The organism is Ralstonia soli (assembly GCF_023955655.1).
Classification (GTDB): Bacteria; Pseudomonadota; Gammaproteobacteria; order Burkholderiales; family Burkholderiaceae; genus Ralstonia; species Ralstonia soli.
Map to the genome: position 1 here is coordinate 269,155 of NZ_JAMXHT010000003.1, position 13,297 is coordinate 282,451.

The window sequence follows — 13,297 nt, forward strand, 5'->3', positions numbered from 1 at the left end:
TATACGAGCCGCCCCACCTGCCAACCCCGCCGCCGCCCGCCGATACAGTTGAAACTTATTGCGCAGCCGCGTGAGCCTTATTGCACCCCAAAAACCTGCTTGAGATAGGTGAGATAGGCCGGGTCGTCACACATGGTCTTCTCAGGCGCATCCGACAGCTTGGCGACCGGCTGGCCGTTGCAGCGAACCATCTTGATGACGATCTGCAGCGGCGTGTAGCCAAGATCGTTGGTCAGGTTGGTCCCCACGCCAAACGCCAGCTTGCAGCGGCCATGAAAGCGCTCGTACAGGGCGATGACCTTGGGCATGTCGAGGCTGTCGGAGAAGATCAGCGCCTTCGACTTGGGCTCGGCGCGCATGTCATCGTAGTGCTGGAGCATGCGCTCGCCCCACTCGAACGGGTCGCCGGAGTCATGGCGCACACCGTCGAAGAGCTTGCAGAAGAACATGTCGAAATCGCGCAGGAAGGCGTCAAAACCGTAGGTGTCCGACAGCGCGATGCCGAGGTCGCCGCGATATTCCTTGGCCCACGTTTCGAGCGCAAAGGTCTGCGAATCGCGCAGGCGCGGGCCGAGCGCCTGGCAGGCCTGCAGGTATTCGTGCGCCATGGTGCCCAGCGGCGTCATGCCGTGCTTCATGGCGAAGTAGACGTTGCTGGTGCCTGCGTATTGGGCGCCGAGTTGGGCGCGCGTCTCCAGCAGAACATGCTCGTGCCACGTATGCGAGAAACGGCGCCGCGAGCCGTAATCGGCGATGCGGCACGCCTCCAGGTCCGGCCGCCTGAGTGAGGCCAGCTTCTCCGTCAGGCGGCGCTCGCCTTCGTCCCATTGGGGCTGCGTCTGCGTGCGGCTGAAATAGACCTCGTTGACGATGGCCAGCACGGGCACCTCGAACATGATCGTGTGCAGCCAAGGCCCCGCGATGACGATCTCGATCTGCCCATCGTTGCTGGGCGCGGCGCGCACGTCGATGTATTTCTCGTTGAGGTGGAACAAGCCGAGAAAATCGACGAAATCGCTTTTGATGAAACGCAGCCCGCGCAGATAGTCGAGCTCGGCCTCGGTAAAGCGCAATGTGCACAGATGGCGGATTTCCGCGCGGATCTCGTCGATGAACGGCACCAGGTCGACGCCCGTGTTGCGGCATTTGAAGCGGTACTCGACGTGCGCGCCGGGAAAGTGATGCAGCACTACCTGCATCATCGTGAATTTGTACAGATCAGTATCGAGCAGCGAGCGGATGATCATCTGGGCAACGCCAAAAACCACGGGAAGTGGGCGTCATGCTAACCGAAGCCCGGCCGGGCGCCAGATGGTGCTCACAAATCTCTTCCAGAACGCGGCTTTTACCGGCCCGCGCAGGCGGGGAACCCCTTGATTCCGCTATAATTTCCGGTTTCCGACCGGATTTTTTGCACCATGGAAGCAGAACGCCTCAATGCCATCCAGAACACGTTGGCCGACCTGAAGACGCGCGCCGACGACCTTCGGAGGTATCTTTGACTACGACGTCAAATCTGAACGTCTAGTTGAAGTCGATAAAGAACTCGAAAACCCCGAGGTCTGGAACGACCCCAAACGCGCCCAGGATCTGGGCCGCGAGAAGAAGTCGCTGGAAACCGTCGTACTGGCCCTGACCAAGCTCGACGCAGACCTCACCGGCGGCGCCGAGCTGTTCGAGCTGGCCCGTGAAGAAGGCGACGACGACACCATCGAAGCCATCGAAGCCGACACCGCCGGCATGCGCGCCATTGTCGAAGACATGGAATTCCGCCGCATGTTCTCCGGCCCGATGGACGCCGCCAACTGCTTCATCGACATCCAGGCCGGCGCCGGCGGCACCGAGGCGTGCGACTGGGCATCGATGCTGCTGCGCCAGTACCTGAAGTACTGCGAGCGCAAGGGCTTCAAGACCGAAGTGCTGGAAGAGTCCGAAGGCGACGTCGCAGGCATCAAGAGCGCGTCGATCAAGGTCGAGGGCGAATATGCATTCGGCTTCCTGCGCACCGAGACCGGCGTGCACCGCCTGGTGCGCAAGTCGCCGTTCGACTCGGCGGGTGGCCGCCATACGTCGTTCTCGTCGATCTTCGTGTACCCGGAAGTGGATGACTCGATCGAGATCGAGGTCAACCCGGCGGACTTGCGCGTCGATACGTACCGCGCGTCCGGCGCGGGTGGTCAGCACATCAACAAGACCGATTCGGCCGTGCGGATCACGCACATCCCGACCGGCATCGTCGTGCAGTGCCAGAACGACCGTTCGCAGCACCGTAACCGTGCCGAGGCGATGACGATGCTGAAATCGCGCCTGTACGAACACGAGCTGCGCAAGCGCCAAGCTGCGGCCGACGCGCAGGAAGCCGCCAAGACCGACGTGGGCTGGGGACACCAGATCCGCTCGTACGTGCTGGACCAGAGCCGCATCAAGGATCTGCGCACCAACGTGGAAATTTCCAACACGCAGAAGGTGCTGGACGGCGATCTTGACGCCTTCATCCAGGCCAGCCTGAAGCAAGGCGTCTAACCCCGCGACGGAGCCGATCCTCATGGCAGACACGTCCCTGTTCATCCTGACCGGTGCCTCGCGCGGCCTGGGTGCCGCGCTGGCCCAGGCGTTGATGCGCCCCGGCCATCGCCTGATCTGCGTGGCACGCAGCGACAACGCCGAGTTGCACGCGCAGGCCGCCGCTGCAGGCGTGACGCTCGACTGGCACCAGGTCGACCTGACCGACGCGCACGCCGCCGAGGCCTGGATGACCAAGACGCTGGCCGCCCTGCCCGCTTTTGCGAACGTCACGCTGGTGCTCAACGCCGGTGCGGTCGAGCCGATCGGCACCATCGACACGCTGCGCGCCGACGCGCTGCTGCCGCATCTGCAACTGAACCTGGCCGGCCCGATGGCGCTGACCGCTGCCTTGCTGCGCGGCACCGCCGGCTGGGGTGCACAGCGCCGCGTGCTGGCGATCTCGTCGGGCGCTGCGCGCCGGCCGATCGCCGGTTGGGCTGCGTACTGCACGGGTAAGGCCGGGCTCGACATGTTCGTGCGCGCCATCAACGCGGATGGCGACGCCAGCGTGCGCGCCGTGGCGCTGGCCCCGGGCGTAATCGACACCGACATGCAACGCACCATCCGTGGCGCCGACTTTGCCGGCGTGCAGCGCTTCCGCGATCTGCACGCGCATGGCGAGCTGGTCTCGCCGCAAGACGCCGCCGCGCGCATCGCCGCTTACCTCGTCCGCCCCGACTTTGGCGCGACCGAAATCGACGACCTGCGCAACTACGCCTGATACGACATTCCTTTCATCACCACCATGACCGAACAGAACAACCCGGCCGAATCGAACGCCGCTGTCCCCGCGCAAGATGACAACAAGATCATCGCCGAGCGCCGCGAGAAGCTGGCCGAGATCCGCCAGCAAGGCGTCGCCTTCCCCAATGATTTCCGCCCGACGCACCACGCTGGCGATCTGCACGCCAGGTACGACGCGCTCGAACAGGCTGCACTGGAAGCCGAACCGGTGCAGGTTGCCGTGGCCGGCCGCATGATGCTCAAGCGCGTGATGGGCAAGGCCAGCTTTGCCACCGTGCAGGACAGCACCGACCGCATCCAGTTCTACATCAGCCGCGACGCGGTGGGCGAAGACGTCTACGCCAGCTTCAAGAAGTGGGACCTTGGCGACATCGTGGCCGCGCGCGGCACGCTGATGAAGACCAAGACGGGCGAACTGTCGGTGGCCGTGACGGAACTGCGTTTGCTATCGAAGAGCCTGCGCCCGCTTCCGGGCGACTTCTATGGTTTGGCCGATCAGGAAGTGAAGTATCGCCAGCGCTATGTCGACCTGATCGTCTCGAAGGAAACGCGCGACACCTTCCGCGCCCGCACCAAGGCCATGGCCTCGCTGCGCAACTTCATGGCCGGCAATGGCTTCATGGAAGTTGAAACGCCGATGCTGCACCCGATTCCGGGCGGCGCCGCGGCCAAGCCGTTCATCACGCACCACAACGCGCTGGACATGCAGATGTTCCTGCGCATCGCGCCGGAGCTGTACCTCAAGCGCCTGATCGTCGGCGGCTTTGATCGCGTGTTCGAAATCAACCGCAACTTCCGTAACGAAGGGGTGAGCCCGCGCCACAACCCCGAGTTCACGATGATGGAGTTCTACGCGGCCTACACGGACTACCGCTGGCTGATGGACTTCACCGAACAGCTGATCCGCCAGGCCGCCATCGACGCCTCGGGCACTGCCACGCTGACGTATCAAGGCCGCGAACTGGATCTGTCCAAGCCGTTCCACCGCCTGACGATCTGCCAAGCGATCCAGAAGTACGCGCCGCACTACACCGACGCGCAACTGGCCGACGTCGACTTCCTCCGCGCCGAGTTGAAGAAGTTCAAGATCGACACCAATGCGCCGCAGTTCCTGAACGCCGGCGTGGGCACGCTGCAATTGGTGCTGTTTGAAGAGACGGCCGAGTCGCAACTGTGGGAGCCGACCTTCATCATCGACTACCCGGTCGAGGTCTCGCCGCTGGCGCGCGCATCGGACACGCAGCCGGGCATCACCGAGCGCTTCGAGTTGTTCATCACCGGCCGCGAAATCGCCAACGGCTTCTCGGAACTGAATGACGCTGAAGACCAGGCCGAGCGCTTCCGCAAGCAGGTCGAGCAGAAGGATGCGGGTGACGAAGAAGCCATGTTCTACGACGCCGACTACATCCGCGCGCTGGAATACGGCATGCCCCCGACGGGGGGCTGCGGCATCGGCATCGACCGCCTGGTCATGCTGCTGACCGACAGCCCGAACATCCGGGACGTGATCCTCTTCCCGCACCTGCGCCGCGAAGACTGATCGTCGGGAAATCCGGACAGCAAAAACGCCCCTTCGGGGGCGTTTTTTTATTGGGCGTACGGGCGCAATTCACGCGCCTACCCCCGCGATTTGTAACATCCCCCCGGTTTCACAATGCGTATTGAAACGCCCTAACCGACTGATTTTTAATAGAAAAACCGGACTACAGATGCTTACAAATTAAAACGGCATCCGTCTGGGTGATGGACCACACTGTGATCATCAAAGGGCCGAGCCAATCACGGCCGCAGGAGAGCGACGATGAACAACAACATCCAATCGAATCAAGGTCAGCAATATGGCGGCACGTCGCCGGGGCAGGTGCCTCCGTCGTCGCGACGCATGCATCCGCTGATGACCGCGGCAGCCGTCGCCGTGATCATCGCCAGCCTCACGGCGGTGGCCGCCATCACGGGCGTGTTGCCGACATCGAAGGCGACGCAGGGTAGCACCGATCCGAATGTCGCCGCGCAATCGGCAACGGCGGCGCCCGGCCCTTCCACGGCGCCGATGGCCTTGGCCGCGCCAGGCCAGACGACGCAGCCAAATCAAGCCGCACCGTATCCGGCACAGAACGTGGCACCGCCGCCCTCGCCTGCGCGCCAGCCGGCTTATGCAGAACGCGCTCCGTCGACCAGCCCGCATTACGCACAAACGCAGCCGCGCCAATCGGCCAGTCCGTATGCCGGCCATGTCACATCGATCACCCCGATCACGACGCAAGGCAAGGAAACTGGCCTGGGCATGATCGGCGGTGCGGTGGTGGGTGGCTTGCTGGGTAACCAGATCGGCCGCGGCAATGGCCGCACGCTGGCCACGGTTGGTGGCGCGGTGGCAGGTGGCTACGGCGGCCATGTGGCGGAAAACTACTACAGCCGTGACACCCAGTACCGCGTAAACGTGCGCATGGACAACGGCACGAACCGCAGCTTCACGTACAAGGCGGCACCGGGCTTCCAACCGGGCGAGCGCGTGCATATCGAGAACGGCACGCTGGTAGCCGGCTGATCCAGCATCGGCTTCGCCCCAAAAGAAAAACCGGCCTTCGGGCCGGTTTTTTCATGCGTGCGCAATGCAGCAGGCGCGCTTATTCCGCTTCATCGATCCACGCTTGCTGGATCGCTTCGAGAAACTTCTCGCCACCGCGCTTGTGGTCGTCGTCAAAACCGTCGAGGCTGACGACCTTGTTGTGCAGATCGACGAAGTTCAGGCGCGTCGGGTCGACGTCGGGGTACTTGTCGTACAGCGCTTCCGCGATCTGCTGGATGTCGTTCCATTTCATGGCTCAATGACCTTCCTTGGCGTGGTTGATCGTGTACTTCGGGATCTCGATGGTCAGGTCTTCGTCCGTCACCTTGGCCTGGCACGACAGGCGCGAGTTCGGCTCCAGGCCCCACGCCTTGTCGAGCAGATCCTCTTCCTTCTCGGAGGCCTCATCCAGCGAATCAAAGCCTTCGCGCACGATCACGTGGCAGGTGGTGCAGGCGCACGACTTTTCGCACGCGTGTTCGATCTCGATGTCGGCGCCCAGCAGCGCGTCGCAGATGGTCGTGCCGGTCTTGGCTTCGATCACGGCCCCTTCCGGGCAGTATTCGACATGAGGAAGGACAACGATTTGTGGCATGCAGAAACTCGTTCGATAAGTGTGTTGGGGGCGCGATCGGCGATCAGCCGAGCTCCTCGATTCGTTTGCCGGCGAGCGCCTTGCGGATGCCGCGGTCCATGCGGCGCGCGGCGAATTCGTCGGTGCCGTGCGACAGCGCATCGACGGCATCCTTGATGGCGCGGTGGTCTTCGCCCTGCATGGTGGCACGCAGTGCGGCGATCTCGGTGTCGATGGCGGCGCGCTCTTCCGCCGAAAGCAGATCGCCATCGGCCGCCAGCGCCTGCGACAGCGCTTCGAGCAGGCGTTCGCCCTCGACGCGCTCCTCGGCCAGCGCGCGGCGGCGCATGTCGTCTTCAGCCGATTGGAAGCCTTCCTGCAGCATGCGCGCGATGTCGTCATCAGCGAGCCCGTACGACGGCTTCACGGTGATCGACGCTTCCACGCCCGACACCGTTTCACGTGCAGCCACCGACAGCAGGCCATCGGCGTCCACCTGATACGTCACGCGGATGCGGGCAGCGCCGGCCACCATCGGCGGAATGCCGCGCAGCTCGAAACGCGCCAGCGAGCGGCAGTCGCTCGCCAGCTCGCGCTCGCCCTGCAGCACGTGGATCGCCATGGCGGTCTGGCCATCCTTGAAGGTGGTGAACTCCTGCGCGCGCGCCACGGGGATCGTGCTGTTGCGCGGGATGATCTTCTCGACCAGGCCGCCCATCGTCTCCACGCCCAGCGACAGCGGGATCACGTCGAGCAGCAGCCAGTCTTCGCCCGGCGCACGATTACCGGCCAGCAGATTCGCCTGCATGGCCGCGCCGATGGCGACCACCTGATCGGGGTCGAGGTTTGTCAACGGTGTACGGCCGAACAGTTGACCGACCGCGCGGCGGATGATCGGCATGCGCGTCGCGCCACCCACCAACACCACACCCTTGACCTCTTCTACGGTGACCCCCGCATCGCGCAGCGCGCGGCGTACCGGCGACAGCGTCTTCTGCACGAGAGTGGCCGTCAGCTCAGCAAACGTCTCGGCGCTCAGCTCAAGATGCACAGTCTCGCCGGTGGAGAGCATCGCGTCGATCTCGGTGCTGTCGGCGCTGGAGAGCCACTCCTTGGCCGCGCGCGCCTTGTTCAGCAGCAGGCGGGTGTCTTCGGCAGACAGCGGCTGCAGGCCGGCCTGCTCGACGATCCAGCACACGATCCGCTGGTCGAAGTCATCACCGCCTAGCGCGGAATCGCCACCCGTCGACATCACCTCGAATACGCCCTTGGTGAGCTTGAGCACGGAGATATCGAACGTGCCGCCACCGAGGTCATACACGGCGTAGACGCCCTCGGCCGCGTTGTCCAGGCCATACGCGATGGCCGCGGCGGTCGGTTCGTTCAGCAGGCGCAGCACGTTCAGGCCGGCCAGCTTGGCGGCGTCCTTCGTGGCCTGGCGCTGCGCATCGTCAAAGTACGCCGGCACGGTAATCACGGCGCCGACGAGCTCATCGCCGAGCGTGTCTTCGGCGCGCTGGCGCAACGTGGCCAGGATCTCCGCCGACACCTCCACCGGGCTCTTCACGCCGGCCACGGTCTTCAGTTGCACCATGCCGGGCGCATCGACAAAGTCGTACGGCGTGTTCTCGATGTGGGCAACGTCCTTCAGGCCACGGCCCATGAAGCGCTTGACCGAGATGATGGTGTTTTTCGGATCACGCACGGCCTCGGCCTGGGCCTTGTAGCCGATATGCGCACCGCCGGCGGCCAGGTAGCGCACCACCGAGGGCAGCAGCGGACGGCCCTGGTCGTCGGGCAGCACTTCCGGCACGCTGCTGCGTACCGACGCCACCAGCGAGTTGGTTGTACCCAGGTCGATGCCCACCGCCAGGCGGCGCTGGTGCGGTGCAGGCGATTCGCCCGGTTCAGAAATCTGCAGTAAAGCCATGGGGTCTCTCGTGTTGGTTCTAGTCTTCCAGACGGTCGATGGCCTCGGCGGTGTCGCGCTCGATCTTCTCGATGAACATCAACTGGCGTACGGCGTCGGCGGCTGCAGCCTGATTGCCGTCGCCATTGAGCAAGCCAGCCAGTGCGGCGTAACGCGCGCGCTTTTCTTTGCGCAGCATGCCGAGCAGGTCATCCAGCGCATCCACGTTGCGCTCGGACTTGGCGTCCCCCAGTGCTTCGCGCCACTCCATCTGCTGCATCAGGAACGCAGGCGGCATGGCCGTGTTGTTCTCGGCCTGCACATCGATACCGCGCAGATGCAGCAGATACGTGGCGCGCTTGAGCGGGTCGCGCAGCATCTGATACGCCTCGTTGGCACGCGTGGCCCATTGCATGGCGACACGGCGCTCGGCGTCGCCCGCGTGTGCGTAGCGATCCGGATGCGCCTGCGACTGCACCGTGCGGTACGCAGCGTTCAACGCGTCGTCGTCGACCTCGAAGTGCTCGGGCAGGCCGAAGAGGGAGAAATGCGTATCGCCTGAATTCATGAATAAAAAAAGCGGCCGTGCCGCCTCGTGTTCCTTACCTGATCGGCTCACCCTCGCGGCTCACCCCGATCGCACTTCAGGCATTCCACCACCACGCCGATCTTGCTGGCACGCCCGGCTTCGGTTTCAGTCCAGGGCCGCTGCTGCCAGGGCGGATCGTGGCGCATGTGCTGCCCGTGTCCGCAAGCGAGACGGGCGACCCAGTGGCCCTCCTCGTCCCGCTCGAAACCGACAATCGACTGCTTCAAATGGCCCCGCTCACACGCGGAACGATTCACCGCAGCCGCACTCGTCCTTCACGTTCGGATTGTTGAACTTGAAGCCTTCGTTCAATCCTTCGCGTGCGAAGTCCAACTCGGTGCCATCGATGTACGGCAGGCTCTTCGGATCGACGATCACCTTGACGCCATTGGATTCGAACACCTGATCTTCGGGGGCAATCTCGTCCGCGTACTCGAGCTTGTACGCCAGGCCCGAGCAACCGGTGGTCTTCACGCCCACGCGCAGGCCCACGCCCTTGCCACGGCGGGTCAGGTAGCGGGAAACGTGCTGCGCGGCCTTGTCGGTCAGGGTGATCATGCGACTTCCTCTTCTTCTAACCTTCTAACGATCCGGCTTAAGCGACTTTCTGCTCGGCCGTGCCGTGCTTTTCCTTGTAGTCGGCCACGGCCGCCTTGATGGCGTCTTCAGCCAGGATCGAGCAGTGGATCTTCACCGGCGGCAGGGCCAGTTCTTCGGCGATGGCCGTGTTGCGGATCTCCAGCGCCTGGTCCAGCGTCTTGCCCTTCACCCACTCCGTCACCAGCGACGACGAAGCGATGGCCGAGCCGCAGCCGTAGGTCTTAAACTTGGCGTCTTCGATCACGCCCTGCTCGTTCACCTTGATCTGCAGCTTCATCACGTCGCCGCAAGCCGGTGCGCCGACCATGCCGGTGCCGACCGTGTCGTCGCCCTTCTCGAACGAACCGACGTTGCGCGGGTTTTCGTAGTGATCCAGAACTTGGTTGCTGTAAGACATTTCACACCTCTTTCAATCGTTGGCTGGCGCGGGGGCGCCTTTTATTGGTCAAACGCCGCGCTTAGTGCGCCGCCCATTGAATGCTGTTCAAGTCCACGCCGTCCTTGTACATCTCCCACAGCGGGGACAGGTCGCGCAGCTTGCCGATCTTGCTCTTGAGCAGTTCGACCACGTAGTCGACTTCTTCTTCCGTAGTGAAGCGCCCCACCGTGAAGCGGATCGAGCTATGCGCCAGTTCGTCGTTGCGGCCGAGGGCACGCAGCACGTACGAGGGCTCCAGCGAAGCCGACGTGCAAGCCGAACCCGACGACACGGCGACGTCCTTGACCGCCATGATCAGCGACTCGCCTTCCACAAAGTTGAAGCTGATGTTGAGGTTGTGCGGCACACGGTGCTCCATGTCGCCGTTCACGTACACCTCTTCCATCGTGTTCAGGCCACGATACAGGCGGTCGCGCAGCATGCGGACGCGCTCGTTCTCGGTCGCCATTTCTTCCTTGGCGATGCGGAAGGCCTCGCCCATGCCGACGATCTGGTGCGTCGCCAGCGTGCCCGAACGCATACCGCGCTCGTGGCCACCGCCGTGCATCTGCGCTTCGATTCGGATACGCGGCTTGCGGCGCACGTACAGCGCGCCGATGCCCTTCGGGCCATACGTCTTGTGTGCCGAGAACGACATCAGATCGACCTTCAGCTTCTGCAGATCGATCTCAACCTTGCCCGTCGCCTGCGCAGCATCCACGTGGAAGATCACGCCCTTCTCGCGGCAGATCTCGCCCAGCGTTTCAATGTCCTGGATCACGCCGATCTCGTTGTTCACCATCATCACCGAGGCGAGGATGGTGTCGGGGCGGATCGCTTGCTTGAAGACTTCGATGTCGATCAGGCCGTTGTCCTTCACGTCCAGATACGTCACTTCAAAGCCCTGACGCTCCAGCTCACGCGTCGTATCCAGCACGGCCTTGTGCTCGGTCTTGACGGTGATGATGTGCTTGCCCTTGCTGCTGTAGAAGTTGGCTGCACCCTTGATCGCCAGGTTGTCAGACTCGGTGGCGCCCGAGGTCCACACGATCTCGCGCGGGTCGGCGTTCACCAGCGCAGCGACTTGCTCGCGCGCGGTCTCGACAGCCTTCTCGGCTTCCCAGCCAAACGGGTGGCTGCGCGATGCCGGATTGCCGAAGCTCTCGCGCAGGTACGGGATCATCTTGTCGACCACGCGCGGATCCACCGGCGTCGTCGCGGAATAGTCCATGTAGATGGGAAGTTGCAGGGTACTCATTGTCTTGTCTGCCTTTTGTGGGGGGCGATGTTCTCTCTAATCGGGACCGGCTTCTTGGCCGGGCCTCAAGCCGTCGCAATCACGATTGCGCGAGGCTGAAAACGGAGTTGACCAGCGGTGCACGCTTGACCGGCTCGGCAGCCACCGAAGCGGCGGGCGTATCGACCGTACGGGCACGGGCCGGCGTACGCTCGCGGCGCGCCGGACGCGCTTCGCGCATGTCCTGCAGCACTTCGGGCTGGCGTTCGCGCTGCTGGTCGACCAGGTTCTGCAGCGACACCGAATCGAGATACTCGACCATCTTCTGGTTGAGCGTGGCCCACAGGTCGTGCGTCATGCAGCGGCCGGCGTGCCCGCCATGCTCTTCGCCACAATTGCCCTTGCCGCCACACTGGGTGGCGTCCAGCGGCTCGTCCACGGCGATGATGATGTCGGCAACGGTGACGTCGTCGGCGCGGCGCGCGAGGCTGTAGCCGCCGCCCGGACCGCGCACGCTTTCCACGATTTCGTGGCGGCGCAATTTGCCGAACAGCTGCTCAAGGTACGACAGCGAAATCTTCTGGCGCTGGCTGATGCCGGCCAGCGTGACCGGACCCTGCTCTTGGCGCAGCGCCAAGTCAATCATGGCGGTGACCGCGAAGCGGCCTTTGGTGGTCAATCTCATGGGCGTCGGGGAAATACCTGATCGTTTTTCTCAAGTATAAAGGAACCCGACAAAATCGGTCAACTAAGGTGTCGGGGGATTCCGCGCCGCAGCAAGGGGATTTGCCGGACCCAGCGGACTGAGCAGCCGCGCGGCAGGCCGTATTGTGGACTAAAACAATCAACTACATCGGATAGGGCTATCGGGCCACTCCCGCAGTGCACCTTGCGAGCGCCATGCGCGAGGACGCCACACCGCGGGTTTCTCCTTATGCGATGCAAATCACAAATCTGTTGACTTCTGTTACGCGGTAGCCGAGACTGTCAGATACGCAAACGTTTGCGAAGAGCGAGGCGCGATTGCCCTTAGGAAGGCCTTATGGCGCGACCGGGCGACGACGCCCTCCCCCAAACCGCCCCCGACACGCCTCTTCCTGGAGGAGACACCATGGATATCCGCCGTCGCCGCGCCCTGCAACTTGGCGCGGGCTCTGCTGTAGCTGTAGCGCTGCCGTTCCCGTTTTCCCTGGCGCACGCCGCCAACCAGCCGCCCAAGGTGGCACTGGTGATGAAATCGCTGGCCAATGAGTTCTTCCTGACCATGGAGACCGGCGCCCGCAAGCATCAGAAAGAACACGCATCGGAATACACCCTGCTGGCAAACGGCATCCGCGACGAAACCGACACCGGCGGCCAGATCCGCCTGGTCGAGCAGATGATCGTCTCGCGCGTGGATGCGCTGGTGCTGGCGCCGGCCGATTCCAAGGCGCTGGTGCCGGTGGTCAAGAAAGCGGTGGACGCGGGCATCCTCGTCATCAACATCGACAACCGGCTCGACCCGGAAGCGCTCAAGGAAAAGGGCCTGAACGTGCCCTTCGTGGGGCCGGACAACCGCAAGGGCGCGCGGCTGGTGGGCGACTTTGTCGCCAAGTCGCTCAAGCCGGGCGATGCGGTGGCCATCATCGAGGGCATCCCGACCACGACCAACGCCCAGCAGCGCACCGCCGGCTTCAAGGACGCCGCCGAAGCGGCCAAGCTGAAGATCGTCGGCGTGCAGTCCGGCGAGTGGGAAATCGACAAGGCCAACCGCGTGGCCGCCGCCATGCTGCGTTCGCAGCCCGATTTGAAGGCGCTGCTGTGCGGCAACGACAACATGGCGATCGGCGCCGTGTCGGCGGTGCGCGCGGCGGGCAAGCTGGGCAAGGTGCGCATCGGCGGCTACGACAACATCGCGGCCATCAAGGCGATGCTGGCCGACGGGCGCGTGGTTGCCACGGCGGATCAGCATGCCGACAGCCAAGCCGTCTATGGCATTGAGACCGCGCTGAAGGCCCTGGCCGCCAAAACGCCGCAGGCGAAGTTGTCGGGTGTCGTCGAGACGCCGGTCAACCTCGTCACGCGCACATAACGCAACAGACAGGCCAGCCGC

The 13,297-nt window shown here is 63.8% G+C and carries 15 protein-coding genes; 5 read left to right on the plus strand and 10 right to left on the minus strand.

Annotated elements, in window-relative coordinates:
* Window positions 1–77 precede the first annotated feature (77 nt).
* Complete coding sequence (pncB, locus tag NG900_RS08265) at window positions 78–1,247, minus strand: nicotinate phosphoribosyltransferase (RefSeq protein ID WP_252679034.1); 1,170 nt, start codon at window positions 1,245–1,247, stop codon at window positions 78–80.
* A 171-nt stretch (window positions 1,248–1,418) separates the two neighbouring features.
* Between pncB and prfB the strand changes: the two genes are divergently transcribed.
* The 4 genes from prfB (at window position 1,419) to NG900_RS08285 (ending at window position 5,857) form a co-directional block, all read left to right on the plus strand.
* Window positions 1,419–2,523, plus strand: a protein-coding gene (prfB, locus tag NG900_RS08270) for a peptide chain release factor 2 (protein ID WP_252679046.1) whose coding sequence is annotated in 2 segments (ribosomal slippage) — window positions 1,419–1,499 and window positions 1,501–2,523 — 1,104 coding nt in all. Because the reading frame shifts where the segments join, the coding sequence is not laid out codon by codon here.
* A gap of 22 nt (window positions 2,524–2,545) precedes the next feature.
* A complete protein-coding gene (locus NG900_RS08275) occupies window positions 2,546–3,286 on the plus strand; it encodes an SDR family oxidoreductase (protein WP_252679049.1) in 741 nt (246 codons plus the stop codon).
* Window positions 3,287–3,310: 24 nt separating this feature from the next.
* Window positions 3,311–4,849 carry a lysine--tRNA ligase gene (lysS, locus tag NG900_RS08280; protein ID WP_252679051.1) on the plus strand — a complete coding sequence of 513 codons (1,539 nt, stop codon included), beginning with the start codon at window positions 3,311–3,313 and terminating at the stop codon, window positions 4,847–4,849.
* A gap of 261 nt (window positions 4,850–5,110) precedes the next feature.
* A complete protein-coding gene (locus tag NG900_RS08285) occupies window positions 5,111–5,857 on the plus strand; it encodes a glycine zipper 2TM domain-containing protein (RefSeq protein ID WP_252679054.1) in 747 nt (248 codons plus the stop codon).
* Window positions 5,858–5,936: 79 nt separating this feature from the next.
* On the opposite strand, the gene iscX is transcribed toward NG900_RS08285, so the two are convergent.
* From iscX to iscR, 9 genes are all read right to left on the minus strand, one after another.
* Window positions 5,937–6,131, minus strand: a complete 195-nt coding sequence (iscX, locus tag NG900_RS08290) for a Fe-S cluster assembly protein IscX (protein ID WP_021195398.1) — start codon at window positions 6,129–6,131, stop codon at window positions 5,937–5,939.
* A 3-nt stretch (window positions 6,132–6,134) separates the two neighbouring features.
* Window positions 6,135–6,473 carry an ISC system 2Fe-2S type ferredoxin gene (gene fdx / locus NG900_RS08295; RefSeq protein ID WP_252679057.1) on the minus strand — a complete coding sequence of 113 codons (339 nt, stop codon included), beginning with the start codon at window positions 6,471–6,473 and terminating at the stop codon, window positions 6,135–6,137.
* Between the two features lie 43 nt (window positions 6,474–6,516).
* Window positions 6,517–8,382 carry a Fe-S protein assembly chaperone HscA gene (gene hscA / locus NG900_RS08300; RefSeq protein WP_252679060.1) on the minus strand — a complete coding sequence of 622 codons (1,866 nt, stop codon included), beginning with the start codon at window positions 8,380–8,382 and terminating at the stop codon, window positions 6,517–6,519.
* Window positions 8,383–8,401: 19 nt separating this feature from the next.
* On the minus strand, window positions 8,402–8,929 hold the full coding sequence (gene hscB, locus NG900_RS08305) for a Fe-S protein assembly co-chaperone HscB (protein ID WP_252679062.1): 528 nt from the start codon (window positions 8,927–8,929) through the stop codon (window positions 8,402–8,404).
* 47 nt (window positions 8,930–8,976) lie between these two features.
* Window positions 8,977–9,177: a DUF3565 domain-containing protein gene (locus NG900_RS08310; RefSeq protein WP_252679065.1), complete on the minus strand. Its 201-nt coding sequence runs from the start codon at window positions 9,175–9,177 to the stop codon at window positions 8,977–8,979.
* A gap of 10 nt (window positions 9,178–9,187) precedes the next feature.
* Window positions 9,188–9,508, minus strand: a complete 321-nt coding sequence (gene iscA, locus NG900_RS08315) for an iron-sulfur cluster assembly protein IscA (protein ID WP_252679068.1) — start codon at window positions 9,506–9,508, stop codon at window positions 9,188–9,190.
* Window positions 9,509–9,545: 37 nt separating this feature from the next.
* Complete coding sequence (gene iscU / locus NG900_RS08320; RefSeq protein ID WP_252679075.1) at window positions 9,546–9,947, minus strand: Fe-S cluster assembly scaffold IscU; 402 nt, start codon at window positions 9,945–9,947, stop codon at window positions 9,546–9,548.
* A 61-nt stretch (window positions 9,948–10,008) separates the two neighbouring features.
* Window positions 10,009–11,226: an IscS subfamily cysteine desulfurase gene (locus tag NG900_RS08325; protein WP_252679077.1), complete on the minus strand. Its 1,218-nt coding sequence runs from the start codon at window positions 11,224–11,226 to the stop codon at window positions 10,009–10,011.
* A 79-nt stretch (window positions 11,227–11,305) separates the two neighbouring features.
* The gene (iscR, locus tag NG900_RS08330) at window positions 11,306–11,890 is read right to left on the minus strand and encodes a Fe-S cluster assembly transcriptional regulator IscR (RefSeq protein WP_252679088.1); all 585 of its coding nucleotides are present in this window, start codon (window positions 11,888–11,890) and stop codon (window positions 11,306–11,308) included.
* 426 nt (window positions 11,891–12,316) lie between these two features.
* Here iscR and NG900_RS08335 point away from each other — a divergent pair, with 426 nt between their 5' ends.
* Window positions 12,317–13,276, plus strand: coding sequence for a sugar ABC transporter substrate-binding protein (locus NG900_RS08335; RefSeq protein WP_252679097.1), 960 nt, complete (start codon window positions 12,317–12,319; stop codon window positions 13,274–13,276).
* The last annotated feature ends 21 nt before the right edge of the window (window positions 13,277–13,297 follow it).

Excerpts from the sequence above, each read along its gene's own strand:
- pncB (WP_252679034.1), bottom strand. The coding sequence starts at position 1,247 with ATGATCATCCGCTCGCTGCTCGATACTGATCTGTACAAATTCACGATG.
- NG900_RS08275 (WP_252679049.1), top strand. The coding sequence starts at position 2,546 with ATGGCAGACACGTCCCTGTTCATCCTGACCGGTGCCTCGCGCGGCCTG.
- lysS (WP_252679051.1), top strand. The coding sequence starts at position 3,311 with ATGACCGAACAGAACAACCCGGCCGAATCGAACGCCGCTGTCCCCGCG.
- NG900_RS08285 (WP_252679054.1), top strand. The coding sequence starts at position 5,111 with ATGAACAACAACATCCAATCGAATCAAGGTCAGCAATATGGCGGCACG.
- iscX (WP_021195398.1), bottom strand. The coding sequence starts at position 6,131 with ATGAAATGGAACGACATCCAGCAGATCGCGGAAGCGCTGTACGACAAG.
- fdx (WP_252679057.1), bottom strand. The coding sequence starts at position 6,473 with ATGCCACAAATCGTTGTCCTTCCTCATGTCGAATACTGCCCGGAAGGG.
- hscA (WP_252679060.1), bottom strand. The coding sequence starts at position 8,382 with ATGGCTTTACTGCAGATTTCTGAACCGGGCGAATCGCCTGCACCGCAC.
- hscB (WP_252679062.1), bottom strand. The coding sequence starts at position 8,929 with ATGAATTCAGGCGATACGCATTTCTCCCTCTTCGGCCTGCCCGAGCAC.
- iscA (WP_252679068.1), bottom strand. The coding sequence starts at position 9,508 with ATGATCACCCTGACCGACAAGGCCGCGCAGCACGTTTCCCGCTACCTG.
- iscU (WP_252679075.1), bottom strand. The coding sequence starts at position 9,947 with ATGTCTTACAGCAACCAAGTTCTGGATCACTACGAAAACCCGCGCAAC.
- NG900_RS08325 (WP_252679077.1), bottom strand. The coding sequence starts at position 11,226 with ATGAGTACCCTGCAACTTCCCATCTACATGGACTATTCCGCGACGACG.
- iscR (WP_252679088.1), bottom strand. The coding sequence starts at position 11,890 with ATGAGATTGACCACCAAAGGCCGCTTCGCGGTCACCGCCATGATTGAC.
- NG900_RS08335 (WP_252679097.1), top strand. The coding sequence starts at position 12,317 with ATGGATATCCGCCGTCGCCGCGCCCTGCAACTTGGCGCGGGCTCTGCT.